Source organism: Sediminispirochaeta bajacaliforniensis DSM 16054, assembly GCF_000378205.1.
Lineage (GTDB): Bacteria > Spirochaetota > Spirochaetia > DSM-16054 > Sediminispirochaetaceae > Sediminispirochaeta > Sediminispirochaeta bajacaliforniensis.
The window spans coordinates 1-14,369 of sequence record NZ_KB899437.1; the positions used below are offsets into that span (position 1 = coordinate 1).

The 14,369-nt window shown below is 53.1% G+C and carries 17 protein-coding genes; 1 reads left to right on the forward strand and 16 read right to left on the reverse strand.

What is annotated here, in order from left to right:
• Positions 1-295 (forward strand): IS66 family transposase (locus tag F459_RS0120310; RefSeq protein ID WP_020614492.1); only part of this gene is annotated, 295 nt, incomplete at its 5' end.
• A gap of 405 nt (positions 296-700) precedes the next feature.
• Here F459_RS0120310 and F459_RS0120315 read toward each other — a convergent pair.
• Genes F459_RS0120315 through F459_RS0120390 form a run of 16 tightly spaced genes read right to left on the reverse strand, consistent with a single transcriptional unit; the run spans position 701 to position 14,369 of the window.
• Complete coding sequence (locus F459_RS0120315) at positions 701-1,264, reverse strand: suppressor of fused domain protein (protein WP_169517966.1); 564 nt, start codon at positions 1,262-1,264, stop codon at positions 701-703.
• 26 nt (positions 1,265-1,290) lie between these two features.
• The gene (locus F459_RS24595) at positions 1,291-2,697 is read right to left on the reverse strand and encodes an HNH/ENDO VII family nuclease (RefSeq protein WP_020614494.1); all 1,407 of its coding nucleotides are present in this window, start codon (positions 2,695-2,697) and stop codon (positions 1,291-1,293) included.
• Between the two features lie 18 nt (positions 2,698-2,715).
• Positions 2,716-3,561 carry an eCIS core domain-containing protein gene (locus F459_RS0120325; RefSeq protein ID WP_020614495.1) on the reverse strand — a complete coding sequence of 282 codons (846 nt, stop codon included), beginning with the start codon at positions 3,559-3,561 and terminating at the stop codon, positions 2,716-2,718.
• A 20-nt stretch (positions 3,562-3,581) separates the two neighbouring features.
• Positions 3,582-7,529: a hypothetical protein gene (locus tag F459_RS0120330; RefSeq protein ID WP_020614496.1), complete on the reverse strand. Its 3,948-nt coding sequence runs from the start codon at positions 7,527-7,529 to the stop codon at positions 3,582-3,584.
• A gap of 21 nt (positions 7,530-7,550) precedes the next feature.
• Positions 7,551-7,796 carry a DUF6760 family protein gene (locus F459_RS22685; protein WP_020614497.1) on the reverse strand — a complete coding sequence of 82 codons (246 nt, stop codon included), beginning with the start codon at positions 7,794-7,796 and terminating at the stop codon, positions 7,551-7,553.
• Complete coding sequence (locus F459_RS0120340) at positions 7,766-8,125, reverse strand: hypothetical protein (RefSeq protein WP_020614498.1); 360 nt, start codon at positions 8,123-8,125, stop codon at positions 7,766-7,768. Before F459_RS0120340 ends, F459_RS22685 begins: the two co-directional genes overlap by 31 nt.
• Positions 8,115-8,336 (reverse strand): hypothetical protein, encoded by a 222-nt coding sequence (locus F459_RS0120345; protein WP_020614499.1) that lies wholly within the window; start codon positions 8,334-8,336, stop codon positions 8,115-8,117. Before F459_RS0120345 ends, F459_RS0120340 begins: the two co-directional genes overlap by 11 nt.
• 2 nt (positions 8,337-8,338) lie before the next feature.
• Complete coding sequence (locus tag F459_RS0120350; RefSeq protein ID WP_020614500.1) at positions 8,339-8,776, reverse strand: hypothetical protein; 438 nt, start codon at positions 8,774-8,776, stop codon at positions 8,339-8,341.
• The gene (locus tag F459_RS0120355) at positions 8,773-9,510 is read right to left on the reverse strand and encodes a pentapeptide repeat-containing protein (protein WP_020614501.1); all 738 of its coding nucleotides are present in this window, start codon (positions 9,508-9,510) and stop codon (positions 8,773-8,775) included. The genes F459_RS0120350 and F459_RS0120355 overlap by 4 nt, the downstream gene beginning before the upstream one ends.
• Before the next feature lie 2 nt (positions 9,511-9,512).
• Complete coding sequence (locus F459_RS22690) at positions 9,513-9,884, reverse strand: hypothetical protein (protein ID WP_020614502.1); 372 nt, start codon at positions 9,882-9,884, stop codon at positions 9,513-9,515.
• Positions 9,881-10,096: a DUF2997 domain-containing protein gene (locus F459_RS0120365; protein WP_020614503.1), complete on the reverse strand. Its 216-nt coding sequence runs from the start codon at positions 10,094-10,096 to the stop codon at positions 9,881-9,883. Before F459_RS0120365 ends, F459_RS22690 begins: the two co-directional genes overlap by 4 nt.
• Positions 10,097-10,111: 15 nt before the next feature.
• Positions 10,112-11,644: an AAA family ATPase gene (locus F459_RS0120370; RefSeq protein ID WP_020614504.1), complete on the reverse strand. Its 1,533-nt coding sequence runs from the start codon at positions 11,642-11,644 to the stop codon at positions 10,112-10,114.
• A 24-nt stretch (positions 11,645-11,668) separates the two neighbouring features.
• Positions 11,669-12,226, reverse strand: coding sequence for a 4Fe-4S single cluster domain-containing protein (locus F459_RS22695; protein ID WP_020614505.1), 558 nt, complete (start codon positions 12,224-12,226; stop codon positions 11,669-11,671).
• Positions 12,223-13,269, reverse strand: a complete 1,047-nt coding sequence (locus F459_RS0120380) for a phage late control D family protein (protein ID WP_020614506.1) — start codon at positions 13,267-13,269, stop codon at positions 12,223-12,225. Before F459_RS0120380 ends, F459_RS22695 begins: the two co-directional genes overlap by 4 nt.
• Positions 13,270-13,283: 14 nt before the next feature.
• Positions 13,284-13,904: a CIS tube protein gene (locus F459_RS0120385; RefSeq protein WP_020614507.1), complete on the reverse strand. Its 621-nt coding sequence runs from the start codon at positions 13,902-13,904 to the stop codon at positions 13,284-13,286.
• A gap of 18 nt (positions 13,905-13,922) precedes the next feature.
• Positions 13,923-14,369, reverse strand: coding sequence for a phage tail protein (locus F459_RS0120390; RefSeq protein ID WP_020614508.1), 447 nt, complete (start codon positions 14,367-14,369; stop codon positions 13,923-13,925).

The window sequence follows — 14,369 nt, forward strand, 5'->3', positions numbered from 1 at the left end:
TTGCTATCTCGACCTTGCCTGCCTTACCCCTGATAACAACGCCGCCGAGAGAGCGATCAGACCGTTTGTAATCGGACGTAAGAACTGGCTGCATGCCGACACACCTCGTGGTGCTCATGCATCGGCGACTTTTTACAGTCTGATTGAATCGGCTAAATCGGCCTCCCTTGAGCCGTATTGGTACATTCGTTACGTACTTCAAAAATTGCCGAAAATTGAATCATCAGAGAGCTCATGGGAGGATCTGCTTCCAGAAAAATTAACCCCGGAGATGTTACTCACCTCTTCTTTTTAAGGGGTGGGGTTTATGGAGCGGCTACGTAAAAGATGCTTGATAGGTGGTGAAATAAGTTTGGTAACAAATAAGCGTTAAATGCCCATTTTTATGGCGCTAAAAAGCTTTTTAAATAGGTTTTTACCATTTTCTATTACCATGATCAGATTATGATAATTCTTTATAGCATTGTTAATTAGGTGATTTGTTTAATTCTCATACTACGTCATAAAACACATTGGTATAGAGGTATAATTCCTGCCAAAGAAAATCTTCAAGAAATTTGTTTGATTATTTTCCCTATAGGTTACGCTTGAGAGTAAATGTTTTTTGAATGAGTATTATTCCTACTGTCAGCTTTTCTTTCTTGATGTGTTTTGCGATAGTATGCCATGTCAAGGTCAACGGAATTTTGTAGTCCTACAATTAAAAAATGCTCTCTCTCGTGTAGTCACAAACATCAATATTTGCTTTTTCAAATTCCTTATCTAAAAAACTAAAGCCTTTTTCATCAAGAACATGCAATTCATTGTCTGAAAGAGGCATTGCATATAGCCAGGATATATATGATCCATTTAGTTCACGTGTCTTTAGTCCTTCGCCCCATAAAAATGGCAACATAAATAAAACATGCGGGGTCTTTGTAGCAGGATCATATTCATAAACCACGTTTCTTTGAACAACAGAAGGAGCAATCTGCATGCCATCTTTTATCAAGTTAAAAGCACATGAAGCAATCATATTTGGTACGAAATCAACAGAATCATAGCAAGCAGCAACAATTTCTACACCTATTTTCTTGCCCTCATAATAATACCCTGAATCTTCCTTATATGTCCCTAATGTACAATAGGAACTACAATCAGCTGTAGGACTATTTTTGCAACAAAGAATATCAATAAATGTAGATTGATCTCTATCATAATATCGATCAACAGAAGGATTCCCATTAAACACCTCAGCCGTATGCTGAGCAATAATTTTATTCATCTTATCTACCATAATACATTATAACCTCAAAATCCAAAATATTCATTAGTCAAATTCTCACCACGATGGCTTCTATTCGAGCTTGGGAGCTCAGGTCTATAATGCTCCACTGTATTATATTCATCAAGAAACTCTGCCCGTGACAACCCTCTTTCTGCAGCACTTCTTTGAAGCTTCCTAAATTCATATCCAGGCCTATGCCCCATATCCCATGGTTCGGTTTTATTCATAATTCTCCCCGTCACGGGGTCTCTAACTAAAGCATTTTCATTCTTTGCAGATTCCCAAACTTTATCACGAATTCCACTTCTATAACTTGAAGGCCGTCTATAAAGATTTGCCGTACTATTTTCCGCAGCCCCAACACTCCCCGCCTGCTCTATCCGCGTCCTAATCCTTGCCCTCGCACTCCTCATGCCAAGATAGGACAGCAACGCCCACAGCCCGTTAACCCCTATCTCCGCTACCGCCGCTTCCATTTTATCTGCCGCAGCTTCAATAGCTTCATACGTACTCGCTCGTCCTGTCAACTCCATAGCCTCGGCAAGTCGGTAAATCCCCCTCAACAACCTCGGTACCGACGTCCCAAGCCCTATTGCCGCAGCTATCAGCCCCACAACCTCTACCGCTACTCCGGATCCACTCGCCTGCAGCGCTATCACTATTCCGGCCGCCACCGCCATCGTCACCGCAAGCCGTCTCAGATCTCCCGCTTCCACCAATATCGCTTCAAGAAAATTGCATCTCCTCAATACTTCCATCAGCTTTTCCTGAAACGACAGCTCTATCAGTTCAGGATCTCCCTCTACCACCGTCTGACGGTACGATACCCTTTCCAGAAACTCATCATTCAGATACACATCCACATTGATCACATGCGTCCCGGGATAACTGGCATCCATCCCGATATCCATGGGATCTCCAAAACTCTCATCCACCCATCTTCTAAATCTTCCCCTCTCCCAGTCTTCCACCGCTCCATTCCCGCGGTAATGCTCCAATGCGCTGTCGTCGTTATCTACCGACCAGCGAAAATGATAGCTGCTCGATCCCGCTATATACGTCGGCACTACCTGGACCACCTCGTAGCTTACTCTCCTTCCAACTCCTATAACCGGTCCCGCATCAGATATCAGGGCAAAGGTTGTCTTGCTTATCCTGTTTTCAGACAAAAGGTCCGCATACCCCACCTCTATCAGATCCAGCCATCTCATTGACTCCTGTTTCAGACTCTCTATCTCTTCTCCGTTCCCGCTGCTCTCATATCCGTCTATCTCTCCAAACAGTCGCGGTACATTGATCTTCCGTAAACTGTTGATAAGCTCATCGTCAAATACCTGATAGGGTCCTGATCCATGCAACCGCTCATACACCGTATTCACCTGGATTATCGACCTCAGTACCAGTTGTTTTACCTCTAACGCCTCTGCCATTTTTCTATCCCTTTTTTCTCATCCTTCTTTCATATATTCCAGAAATCTCAACACCTTCTCTTCATAAGCCTTTCTCGGCAGTACCATCTTCTTCTCACGCAGCTCTTCTTCCAGTCCTGCCATAATCAGGTCTTTTCCCTGTTCATACTCTTCCAGGCTCAACTCCAGCGTCTCCCCTGTACTCATGTGATACTTCAGCATTGCCCGTTCATTCCGCCCACGAAAATCACTGAAGCTCACATCTCCCTTCCCGGCCTCACTGCTCACACCGCTCGTTTCTGCAGCCTCCGCCGCTGCCTGCCCCTCTTCAGCACCTCCAACTCGCGGATCAGCCTCATCATGCAGCAACGCTGCCGAGATATTATGCATCCTCAGGTTCCCCAGCAGTTCCTCTACTACCTCCGCCTCATACTCGGCCAGGGCCACATCCTCCAGATAGACCATTCGATCTTTCTTCTGGTTCTGCAACACGTGCTGTAGCTCATGCCCTAATAAGGCTATCCCCTGTTCCGTATCCGGCGCATACAACCCTCCGGCAAAATAGATATCGTTGCCTATGGTTACCGCCTCTGCCCTCGCATTTCTGGTCAATTCATTGGCATAATGGCCCGTGTGGATCTTCACCTTCGAGAAATCAGCCCCAAATGCCCGTTCAAACTGTTCCTTTAACGTCGCATCCAGGCCGAGAGCATTATCATATCCTTCATATTCAGCAGCATATTCATTTAACAAGGGCAACGGTCTCGATCGATCAACCGGTATGACCGTCTTCGGACGGAGTCCGGATTCCACTCTCTCCAGAAACCGCTGGTATGATGCTATTGCCCGATTGATAACATTTCGATACTTTTCTGTTTCTCCCATCGCCTCATACCATCCTTTTTCTAACGGTCATACTCACTTTTCATCTCGCGTATGACATCTTCCGTGAACTTCTCCACCACATTCCGGGAACCCTTTCCCCCGCTTCCGGCTCCGCTCATCTCATGGCCGGCACTCCTCGCCAGCATCTGCTCACCTGTCGGCAGACCTCTTCCGCTTTCTTCCAGCATCCTCTTGTCTGCCTCATAGTTCGCATTTACCCTCGCTCGCCTCGCCTCTTCTCCACTCAAAGCAGGCTGACTCTCTTCTCCCGTCCCCGAATAAAACTTCGGGCTATCACTCTGCCGGTTGCCTGTCGCCTGCGCTCCCTGGCCCGAGGCAGTACTCCCGCCTCCTGCGTTCATCACGCCCTGGCCCAGGGCAGTAATGTTATTCCCCCCAGCTGCGGCACCTGGAGCAAAAGATCCCGGCCCTCCGGCTCCCGATGCAGGAGACAGATAGTGCGAGGCCGGTGCATACCCATAGCCAAACGCCTCTTCCCCTATCCCTTCCGGCACTCGCAGCACCGTAGCACCCTTGCCCTTCGAGCCGGCCTTTCTACTCATGCCGGCCCCGGGGGAAACAGCACCTGCACTCCGCCCGGGAGCTCCGGCTCCATGGCTCCACTGTACCCGTTCAAGGGCCGTAAGACTTTCGCCGCTTCTCCTTCTTCCTGCAGCACTCCGTATCACCTGCTGTCTCACCGATGCTACCTCACGGCTTGAGGCCGGTATCCCTATCTCCCACGACCCGATACCGCCGCCTGCCTTTGCGCTTTCAAGCAGCACCTTCTTTAACCTTTCAGCCTCAGCCTTTCCTATCCCAAGCCGTTTCAAGGCAAGGCCGGCTTCCCCGTGGCTGTAGAGGGCAGCTCCTTTATAACCGAATGGGGGATAACCGGTAGCAGAAGCAGAAAACACTTCTCCTCCGGCCCCCTGTTCCACACCTGCCGTCACAAACGGCAGCATGGCCGCAGCCTCTCTTTCCCCGCTTCCGGCAGAAGAGGCAGAAGAAACCACGGTTTTGCTCTCTCCAATGGCCTGCCTTCCACCAGCAGCTCCGCTCTTCACCCCTCCGGCTTGCTTCACCGCCTCTCCCAGCGCCTTCTCAAAGGCTACGATCCTGGACCTCGCCTTTGCCGAACTCGATCCCTCCGCGCTTGCAGCACTTCCGGATGCACCAGGAGATTTCCCGCTACGGTATACCCCAAGCGCAGATTTCACACTGCTGCTAAAACTCCCGGCCATCCCATGCGGTATCCTCACCCCTCCAAGCATCTTCGAAAGCGAGACGCTTACCTCATCTTCTGCCCCCGCCTCTCCGGGGTCAAAGGCAACCAGGGAAAGGGCAAGCTCTCCCGCATCACTTCCACCGCCCACTTCAAAGCTGCTCTTCTCTCCGCCGAACACCGGCTCCGATGCCGGACCGGCAGTCCGTGTATCAGGCAGCACACCAAGGCCTTCAAGATCCTCTATCCTTGTTACCTGTTCATGCACATTGGAGGCAACCGCAGCGGCAAACACCTCCTGCTCATCCCTCTGGAAGGAAACCACCTTGTGGGCATACCTGCCTCCAAGTGGCTTGCCGTTCACCACGGCCTCCACCGCCACGGGAACCTCGGAAGGCCTCATGCCCGTACTCATCGCTATATCAGGAAACCAGGCAAAGGCCTTCCGGATCTGGCCGCTCAGCTGTTTCTGCTGGAAAACCGGCACCTCAAGCCCTGCCACCGCCTCCTCTACCTCCCTCACACTATCTTTCGGCACCAGGTAGACAAGTTCATTCCCTGTCCACGCTTTCAGCTCTTCCTCCTTAAACAGGTTATACTCCCGGACGACCGGCGATTCGGAACTGAAGTGATCCTCCTGTCCTTCAGAAGATGCAGCAGCTGCCTCAGCCGCCCCGTCTGCCTCATCGTCCACGCCGGGCACTGCAGCACCATTATCTTCAAGGCTTACGAAAGAACCAGACGGCAAAGCAGCAGTAGCTTTTTCTGTGCCAGTCTTCGCTTTGGCAGCCTCGCTTCCTGCAGCTTCGCCGATAGGGGTTCCTTCCGTTTCCAGACCTCCATCACCACTTTCGGTTGCCTTGTTCTCTCCTGCCCTTTCTCCATCCGGCACAATGCCACTACCGGACGAAGCCATCGCTGCCGATCCTGTCGCAACACTTCCGGAGACCCAAGGATCACCTTCGGCAGCAGGCACAACCGCTGAGGATGCATGCTCACGGACAGGCTCTTCACCCTTTATAGCCTTCTCCCCCCCGCCGGCCGATAAGGAAAAAGCCGGTCCGCTTTCTCCCGCCGGCGAACTCGATGCCTCCTTATCCCTGGCAACAGCGCCCAGAGGCCCTCTATCCCGCCGTTCAAACAGCCCCGCAAGCACATCTTCTGCAATGAATATCCTCGCTTCCTCGTCCCCTACACCCGCAGCAACGTCACCACGCTTCAAAAACTCATCAAACCGCTCGCTTCGAACAAGCTTCCTCTCTCCGGCATTTACACTGCCGTGCATCACATACCCGGCAACACGCTCAACAAGCACCAGCGCAGAGCCTTCCGCTCCAGCCTCTCCGCTCTCAGCCTCGAATGAAGCAAACGAAGAACCCTCCACGCTTGTAAGCTCCCTGCGCCCGGCCAGCAGGTTTAGCACCCCACGACTCACCTGCTGCCTCTGCTCATCATCAAGATCAAGTCCATTCAGGTACCCGGCAATCTCAAAGCGCTCCCCCTCACTAAGGTCAAGGACACGGTGGCCTAAAACCTCCTCGTTCACACGCTCTCCGGCAAACAGGCTCAATGGCTCTCTCACCTCATCCTTCTCCCCCCTCACCAGTTCCCGATACCCCCTGCCGCTTAACGACCGCCGATACGCCGCCACCGCACTGGCCGCAAGAACCTCCGATGCTCCTGCCTCTGCACGGAGCTTCTCTTGCTTCTTTATCTTCTCCTTCACCTCTTTCGAGGCCGGTGTGTACACTCCTGTTCCCTTATCGATATAATCCGGCAGCAGCTTCTGGTACGTCCCAAGGCTCTTCTTCTTCCCCTCACGCGTAACTACTCCTGCCAGATGCCTGACCCCGCGCCTTTCAAGCTCCGCCCTCACCGCCTCTGCCGTGCCTTTCGCATCTATCTCCGTGGCTCCGTACAAGTCTCCACGCACATCGTAGTAGCGCTTCACATGCTCTTCGCTTAATAACCCTTCTTCGTCAAACAGGTACGCCTCGTCATCCTCCAGCATCACCAATCTGATCCGCTCTTCAACCGGGCCCTCTTCGCTTCCGGCTATGGCAGGATTCTCCTCTTCTCCATACCGCTCCCATACCCCGTCGCCATTAAAGCCCGCAGACCACCCCCTGCGCTCAACACGGTAGTTCGGGTCATAGCTCCCCTGATAGTCAAATCCGCTCTCATACCCTATGCGGTCAAAACGCAGCGCACCCTTCTCTTCATCCCAACGGCTGCTTACGCTCCCGTCCGCATACAGGTAACTTTTCACCACATTCCCTTCACGATGAAGATCCTTCGACCCTCCTCGCTCTCTTCTCACCTCCGCAGGCAGTAGATCGCTGAAATCCTGGCCCAGCTCCTCCATGTTCTTCTCCGTCACCACCGTCATCCTGCTCGTGGTCGGATAGTACATCCACTGCGTCTGCTCGTACGCCGCATACCCCACAATATCTTTCAAAAGGCGCTCTCGCCTCTCCTCATCTACCATGCCTCTTTCATCAAACAGCTCAACGTCCGGATTGAAATACCTCCTCTCCGGTTCACGCAAGCCCACTTCTACCAAAATCCCCTCAAGCTCTTCTCGCCCTTCATTCCTTAAGCACTCCGATTCCTCTTTGCCCATCTCTCCGGCCATCGCCGCCTCAAGCTTTCCTATCGCCGTTTCGCTTCGATGCAGGAGCTGGGGGTAGTAACCGGGCCCGAACCGTCTCGCATCTCTTCCGCTCTCTTTGCCTTCCATCATTTCTTTACTCCCCCTTCTTTCTTACATCCGCCCTGCTTCAAGGCGCTCTTCTCGACTTTTCAGCAGCGCCTCGCCTCGTCTCCGGCTCGCTGCATTTACCTCTTCGTTGATTCGTCCTATCTCTCTCAGCCACCTCTGTCGCTCACGGTGGCTCATCTCAAGCACCTCTTTCCGGCCCCACCCAAAGTGATAGGCTATGTACGCCGCCTCCCGGTATATCTGTGCCGAAAGGCGGCTTACACTTCCCCCGGGAGATGCAACTCCCACAGAAACTCTTCTCCGCAGCTGCAGCTCACCGGCACCCTCTGCAGCACCCCGTGATTCAGCTCGTTGAAAAAATCCACCAAAAACGTGAAGTCCGCAGGACTCAGCCTGCCGATCGTTCGCGTCGTGATCGACTTCTCCGTCCCGATCTTCTCCACTACACGGCTCAAAAGGCTCACATACAGCGCTCCGCTGTTCTCTTTCACCCGGGAATCCCGCTGCACCGCGATAAAATCCTTCACCTTCGCCGGCCTCATCTCTCCGCTTATCTTTGTTCCAAGCTCCGCACTGAATCCCCGTCCGTCCGGCAGCGTAAACTTCCTACTCTTCATCTTCTCTCTCCCACGCCGGGGTTACTCCCCGCTCGGCCAGCCAGCTGCGGGCATACCTGTTCATCGTCCTCACCGTCCGCCGGTCAAGCGCCTCGAAGGCAAAGACTTCAAACAGCTCTTTTTTCAACTTTCCTCCGAGATCCCTGTCCCCGTCCGGCAGGTTCAGCACAACCTCGCCCGTTTTCTCATCCAGTATCACCGGTCCCTTCATGGCTATTCATCCAGCTCCAGTCGCCTGAAGCGTTCCGGCTGCTGACCACCTTCACCGCCTCCCGCAGGCGGTGCAGATCCTCCTCCCTGCTTTCCACCGCTGCCCCCGGCAGCAGGCGCGGAAGGAGCAGAAGGAGTCGGTCGTGCCGCCTCCCCGCCGATACGCCGTTCGGCCATGACTATCCGCCGGTCGCCGTCGCGGAACAGCAGCTTGCCGCCTTCCAGCAGAAGCCGGCCAAGTTCGGGAAAACGGTAGGTACGTTTCAGATAGGCAACCAGCTCGAAAATATCCGTAAAGCGCTCATGTTCCATGGCACGCTGATCCACGCTTGCCGCCGTGTTTTCGCCACCTCTGGCCAGTGCCATGGCAAGGGCATCCTTCGCTACTGCCTCTGGAAGCCGTTCCACGGCCCCCCGTATCTCTTTTTCCCTTTCGCTCATGCTGCTCCTCCCGTCGATGCAATAAAAACCGCAGCCTCTTCCCGTGCCGTCAGCTCCTTCATGCTGCACTCCCCCCGCCTCAGCCAGAGGGGAAGCCCGCTGCAGCCGATGAAGGAAGCCTCACCTATCTCCGTATCTTCCCAGTCGGGGATCCGGAATCGGCTGTCGATAAAGACCGTTCCCGTCAAATCAACCCCCGTGAGGGCAAAACCTTCCATGGTGCAGCCGATAAAAAGACAGTTGTGAAAGCTCGATTCCTGAAAGCCGGTGATGCCGCCGGTATCGTCGAAACGGAAATGGCAATCGTAAAACACCGACTCCCGAACCTCGCTCAAGGCGGCCTCGACATTCATGAAAAGTGTGCCCGAGAAAACCGCCGAGGAAAACAACAGTCGCTGCATATACGATCCCCTGAAACTACCGCCTTCCATTCGACTTCCCCTGAAACTGCTCCTCATGAGTACGCATGAGCTAAAGCTCGTCTCCTCGAGCAGGGCTCCGTCAAAACGCACATCCTTCAGATTCGATTCTTCAACAACACTCTCGTGTATCCTTGCACCGCCGAAATCCGCCCGGTCAAGAATACTCCTGCGCACCGAAAGTCCGGTGAACGCTCGTCCGGCAAAATTCCAGCCGGTGAGATCCATACCGTTCAGCTGAACATCATCCAGAGGTTTTCCCGAGGCAAGATGTTCGGTAAAAAGGGGCCCGGCATGGGCTGAATAGACAGGCATGGCTAGCTCTTATCCCCTTTTTCCTCAAAAAGCCGGAAGGGATCAAAGTGATGTTCCTTTCCGCATCGGGGACAGCGTACCGCCCCGCGGCTCTCCGACCGGTCCATCTCGCTGCACAGCAATTGAAGATAGATAAAATCCGCCTCGTAGAGCTCCTCGATATGCTCCGGGGTCACCGGGCTGACCTCTCCGATACTCGTTACCACACGACTCAAAAGCAGGATGTCGCGAAGGCGACCGTTGAACTGGATGTCTGAGGACTCCTGGGTCTCAATCTCGTCAAGAGCCGTTGCCGGCCGCATGGTTCCGCTGCGAAAGACCTTGTTCCCGACCTCAAGGCCGTAGGGAAGGGTAAACTCCCGCTCCCCGTTCATGACCCTTTCCCCTCGTCGGTATGGATCTCAACAGATGTCTCTTCCTCCTGTCGGTAATAGTCACCGGTCAGCTCCCGCCTGGTCACCACCCCAAGGGCATCTTCCAGCTCCTCGGTCAACTTGGTACATCCAGCCCCTGCCACACCGGTAACGTGCAGTGACACTTCCCCATTTTCCCCTATGGTGATCTCAAGCTCTTCCTTCTTTGCCATGTCTTCTCTCCTTTTCTATACCATCTCTATCTGCCTGGTCTTCTCTGTCTCTTCTTCTCCCGATCCGGAGGTTGCTCTCCTTGCCCGCAGCTTCGCCCATTCACGAATGGTGTTGATCTCCTCCTGCATAGTCTGGGAGAGGGGGATCATGCTCGAGGCGGCTTGTTCGAGGGTATCCTGGGTGATATCACTCCCCCGGTCAAAGGCGTCGTAGAGCGAACTGATCACAATCTCCTCGATCTCGGAACCGGAATAGCCTCGGGTACGTTCGGCAAGTCTCAGCAGGTTGAAATCCCCGGGTGTCCTTTTACGCTTCGCCAAATGGATGGAGAAGATCTCCTCCCGCTCCTCTTTGTTCGGAAGGTCGATGTAAAAAATCTCGTCGAAACGCCCTTTACGAAGCAGTTCGGGCGGGAGCTGCGAGATATTGTTTGAGGTTGCGACGACGAATACCGCGCTGGTCTTCTCCTGCAGCCAGGTAAGGAAGGTCCCGAAGACTCTGGCGGAGGTTCCCCCGTCGGTCATCCCCGAAGAGCCCATACCGGAAAAGCCCTTCTCAAGCTCATCCAGCCATAAGATCGAGGGGGCTATCGATTCGGCGGTCATGATTGCACGCCTTACATTCTCTTCACTGCTTCCCACAAGGCTGGAAAAGACCTTACCGACATCCAAACGCAACAGGGGCAGTTGCCACAATGAGCTGATAGCCTTGGCGGTAAGGGACTTCCCACAGCCTGGTATTCCTATCATCAGTACACCCTTTGGCTGGGGAAGCCCAAACTCCCGGGCCTCCCTGGTAAAGGCCTTGCTCCGCTTATTGAGCCAACTCTTGAGCATGTCCAGGCCACCGATCTCCTTCATCTTTTCGCTTGCCGCATAATACTCAAGAACTCCGGATTTTCGTATGATCTGTTCTTTTTCAGAAAGGATGACAGCAATATCGAAATCCCCGGTCTGAACCAGGGATTTTGCAAAAACGTTCTCCGCCTCCTCTGCGGTAAGACCCAGGGCCGCATCGATGACCTTTTCACGGCTGATTCCATGGCCTGCCAGTTTCTTTTCTGTGCCTACCGACCGGATGATGGAATCGATGATGATACCGAGGTCTTCCCGTCCGGGAAGGCTGAAATCGACAACCGCAATCTCTTTGTCCGATTCCGGTGGAATTTTCATGATGGGAGAAAGCAACAGGGCGTTCTTCATCGTGGTCTTCAGCTCCTTGTTCACATCCCGAAGCTTGCGTACCACCACAGGATCATTCAAATAGGGATGAAAATCCTTAAGAATATAGAGGCCCTCGGCATTCGACTCGGTCAGATACTCGAGCATTTTTAAAGGTTCCCTGAGATCTGCAATGCATGAGCCGTCGTCGCACTCAAGCCCCTTGGTTATCGACCAGATAAACATGCGCTTTTTCCGTTCGGCCGCAATGCTCTTTACCGTTTCGATGACCCGCTGCTCCTCACTGGAAACAACGTAAATCAGGGGATATCGAGCCCTGACCAATACCTCTATTCGTTTTTTGCTATCCAACAATCCCGTTTCCACATCTCTCTCCTCATTCTCTCTTGATCAAAAGCCCGTTGTGATGATAGTCCCGTCTCCCAATATCCGAATCTCACGATCCATAGGAACCTCGTCTTCGCTATACAAAAGCTCCCCCAAGGCTGTCCCTCCCATCATCCTGAGTACTCGCTGATTGCCTGAACCGCACCAGGGATGACGGGTAGGTAATCCCTTTATATAGGCCCCGTCGATGAGAATATCGATACTTTTGAGAAAGCGTTCGGCGCTTGCATCCTCAAGCTGCCTCAACTCCTCCAGGGTGAAGCCTGTGTAACAAAGGACATCTTTCCCCCTTGCCTTCGCATCCTCGGCGATCAAGGCACAGGATATCGCCTGTAAAAAAGGCTCACCCCCCGAAAAAGAAATCCCCTGAATTCTGTCGAAGGGAATCCGGGCTATGAGCAAATCGATGTCATGCTCTTCTCCCCCGAAAGGGTCCCAGGAATCTTTGTTCCAGCAGCCTGAGCAGCGGCGATTGCACCCCTGGGTCCAGATGACGCTTCTTTTACCAGGCCCGTTTACCTCGGATTCCGCAAGGAAACCGTGGAGCCTAATCTTGTTCATACAGAATTCCGTACCACGGAAAAGTAAGTGGTATACCCCGACGTCGCATGAAAGGCGTGACGGGCCTCCACCACCAGGTACTCTCCGGAAAAACGTCCTCCGACCTCTTTGATGGTTATCAAATTACCGGCCTTGACGGCGTTGTTCCCTTCGCATGAACCGTTACCGGTGACATAGAAAAACGAATTATCCGTGACAGTCTCCAAGGCCAGGGCCTCCGCCTCGCTCTGGTCCTTTACCCCGGCATCGGTGGACGTCATTATCGCAGGACCGAAGTTAGCTTCGACCGCACCGCCTCCGAAACTCGTTCCTCCCACTGGATCAACATCTCCGTAGGCCGCGCTTGCAAGGAAACTTTCCCCTTTGTCGTTGTCCCAGCCGGTAATATTTACTTCGGTGACGATCGCGCTGGAATCGGTACGGGCGGAAAATTCGTTGAGGGTCTTTCCCCATTCCAGGACCACCTCCTCGTTGTCCTCCTCGTTCGCCTGTTTGAAAAAGATGGTGCGGTCACTGGCCCAAAGCTTGCAGCCGTAGCGCTCGGCAATGGAAAGCATAAACTCGTGATCGGTGACATCCTTCTGGACCATAAAGAGCTTCTCTCCGCCGATCTCGTCGACCTCGAGAGAAAGCCCGTTTTCCTGGGCAATCTCGGTGAGAATGTCGCTATCGCTTGTCTCTGAGAAGATACGGTGTTTCTTTGCCCGGCGAAGGCGGTGCAGGCTGTTCATGCACGAGACGATCGTGGTGGTCTGGGCCCCTTTGCGCATCTGGACATCGAGACCGACGACTTCACCGTTGAATACCTCTTCCACGTAATCCTTAAATCCGAGATGGACCGACACCGTAGAGCCCTCTTCAAATGCCACATCATCCATCCAGATCTTGTCGTGGTCGGCAAGGACGATATTACAACTGGAGGGAACGTTGATGCGGTCGCTTACTATGATCTGTTTCACCGACGATTCCTGATCAACCGAAAATCTCGTACCGTTGAGGTAGACAATGAAGGTCGGCGTCAGGGTCTTCTGTTCTTCACTCATGCGTTACGCCTCCATCAATAAAGCGGGGGCAGTTTAACAACCGTTCCCGGTTTCACATGCATAGGGTCTTCAATACCGTTGGCATCGGCGATCTCCCGCCATTTCCCCGGATCCTCGTACTCTCTGGCGGACATTGCCGACAGGGTATCCCCCTCACGAAGGACCATCTGTTTGGTGTGGTCAGAGGAGTGCCGGGGATTATCCTGAATCTGCTCCGCAGCCGTTGCGTACTCCTTAAACAGGACCTTGAGGATGGCCCGCACCGGCGTACCATCGTTCATAAACATTGTAAAACGCTGCACTAAGTCTTCGAGAACGCATTTGAACCTGAGGGTGCCCCAGGTAAACATCAGCAGGGGGGGACGGTGCTGGTCGGCATTCACAAGCATCAGCTTTTCGATTTTGTCCGTATACTCCCTGACATCACTCTTCTCTTCGGAGGTATCGAAAAAGAGCTCCATCGAGAGGCGTTTTCTCTCTCCCAGGGTAAACTCCACAGGAGGACTATCCAGCCCCTGGGTACTCTGCTCCTTCCAGGGAGTACGTTTTTCCACGATATACTCCTTGGGGTTGAACATCACCTCGATCTCGTCGTTTTCATCCAGATTAACAATTACCGCTTTTTCTAATGCCATTCGTCTCCTCCCAGACTATTACCGTGCCAACTCAAGCCCCTCATGGGCAATCTCTATGCGCTCCACTGCACAGCCGTGGACATCCGTCCCTAAACGGGGGCCGACCCATCGACAGGGGATGGCCCGGTAAAAATTCCACCGCTTTAGCTCTTCATTTGCCGAACTGTAAAGAATAATGGAACCGTCCTTTCGCTCCACCGGATCTTCGGTCAGGACCGTTTCGGAATACCAGTCGAAAAGATCGTTGTTGTCGGTAATACCATTTTCCAGCACAATGTTCGGAAAACGAGTTCTTCCAAAAAACTTATGCGTATTGGTATTCAGTCCGCCCTCCTCAACCTCATAGATATAGGTCTCGGCCTCCAGTCCCTCACAGCGAAAAAACTTTGCGCACTGGATACCGTCGATCTCCACTCCGAAGAAATTCGGCAAATAGGATTCAACTCTTTCCGACTCTGCACTCAT

Bases quoted from the DNA above. Each gene is read 5' to 3' on its own strand.
- F459_RS0120390 (WP_020614508.1), bottom strand. From the start codon at position 14,369: ATGAGTGCAGAGTCGGAAAGAGTTGAATCCTATTTGCCGAATTTCTTC.
- F459_RS0120365 (WP_020614503.1), bottom strand. From the start codon at position 10,096: ATGGCAAAGAAGGAAGAGCTTGAGATCACCATAGGGGAAAATGGGGAA.
- F459_RS24595 (WP_020614494.1), bottom strand. From the start codon at position 2,697: ATGGCAGAGGCGTTAGAGGTAAAACAACTGGTACTGAGGTCGATAATC.
- F459_RS0120355 (WP_020614501.1), bottom strand. From the start codon at position 9,510: ATGCCTGTCTATTCAGCCCATGCCGGGCCCCTTTTTACCGAACATCTT.
- F459_RS0120385 (WP_020614507.1), bottom strand. From the start codon at position 13,904: ATGGCATTAGAAAAAGCGGTAATTGTTAATCTGGATGAAAACGACGAG.
- F459_RS0120350 (WP_020614500.1), bottom strand. From the start codon at position 8,776: ATGAGCGAAAGGGAAAAAGAGATACGGGGGGCCGTGGAACGGCTTCCA.
- F459_RS0120345 (WP_020614499.1), bottom strand. From the start codon at position 8,336: ATGAAGGGACCGGTGATACTGGATGAGAAAACGGGCGAGGTTGTGCTG.
- F459_RS0120330 (WP_020614496.1), bottom strand. From the start codon at position 7,529: ATGATGGAAGGCAAAGAGAGCGGAAGAGATGCGAGACGGTTCGGGCCC.
- F459_RS0120325 (WP_020614495.1), bottom strand. From the start codon at position 3,561: ATGGGAGAAACAGAAAAGTATCGAAATGTTATCAATCGGGCAATAGCA.
- F459_RS0120380 (WP_020614506.1), bottom strand. From the start codon at position 13,269: ATGAGTGAAGAACAGAAGACCCTGACGCCGACCTTCATTGTCTACCTC.
- F459_RS22695 (WP_020614505.1), bottom strand. From the start codon at position 12,226: ATGAACAAGATTAGGCTCCACGGTTTCCTTGCGGAATCCGAGGTAAAC.
- F459_RS0120340 (WP_020614498.1), bottom strand. From the start codon at position 8,125: ATGAAGAGTAGGAAGTTTACGCTGCCGGACGGACGGGGATTCAGTGCG.
- F459_RS22690 (WP_020614502.1), bottom strand. From the start codon at position 9,884: ATGAACGGGGAGCGGGAGTTTACCCTTCCCTACGGCCTTGAGGTCGGG.
- F459_RS0120315 (WP_169517966.1), bottom strand. From the start codon at position 1,264: ATGAATAAAATTATTGCTCAGCATACGGCTGAGGTGTTTAATGGGAAT.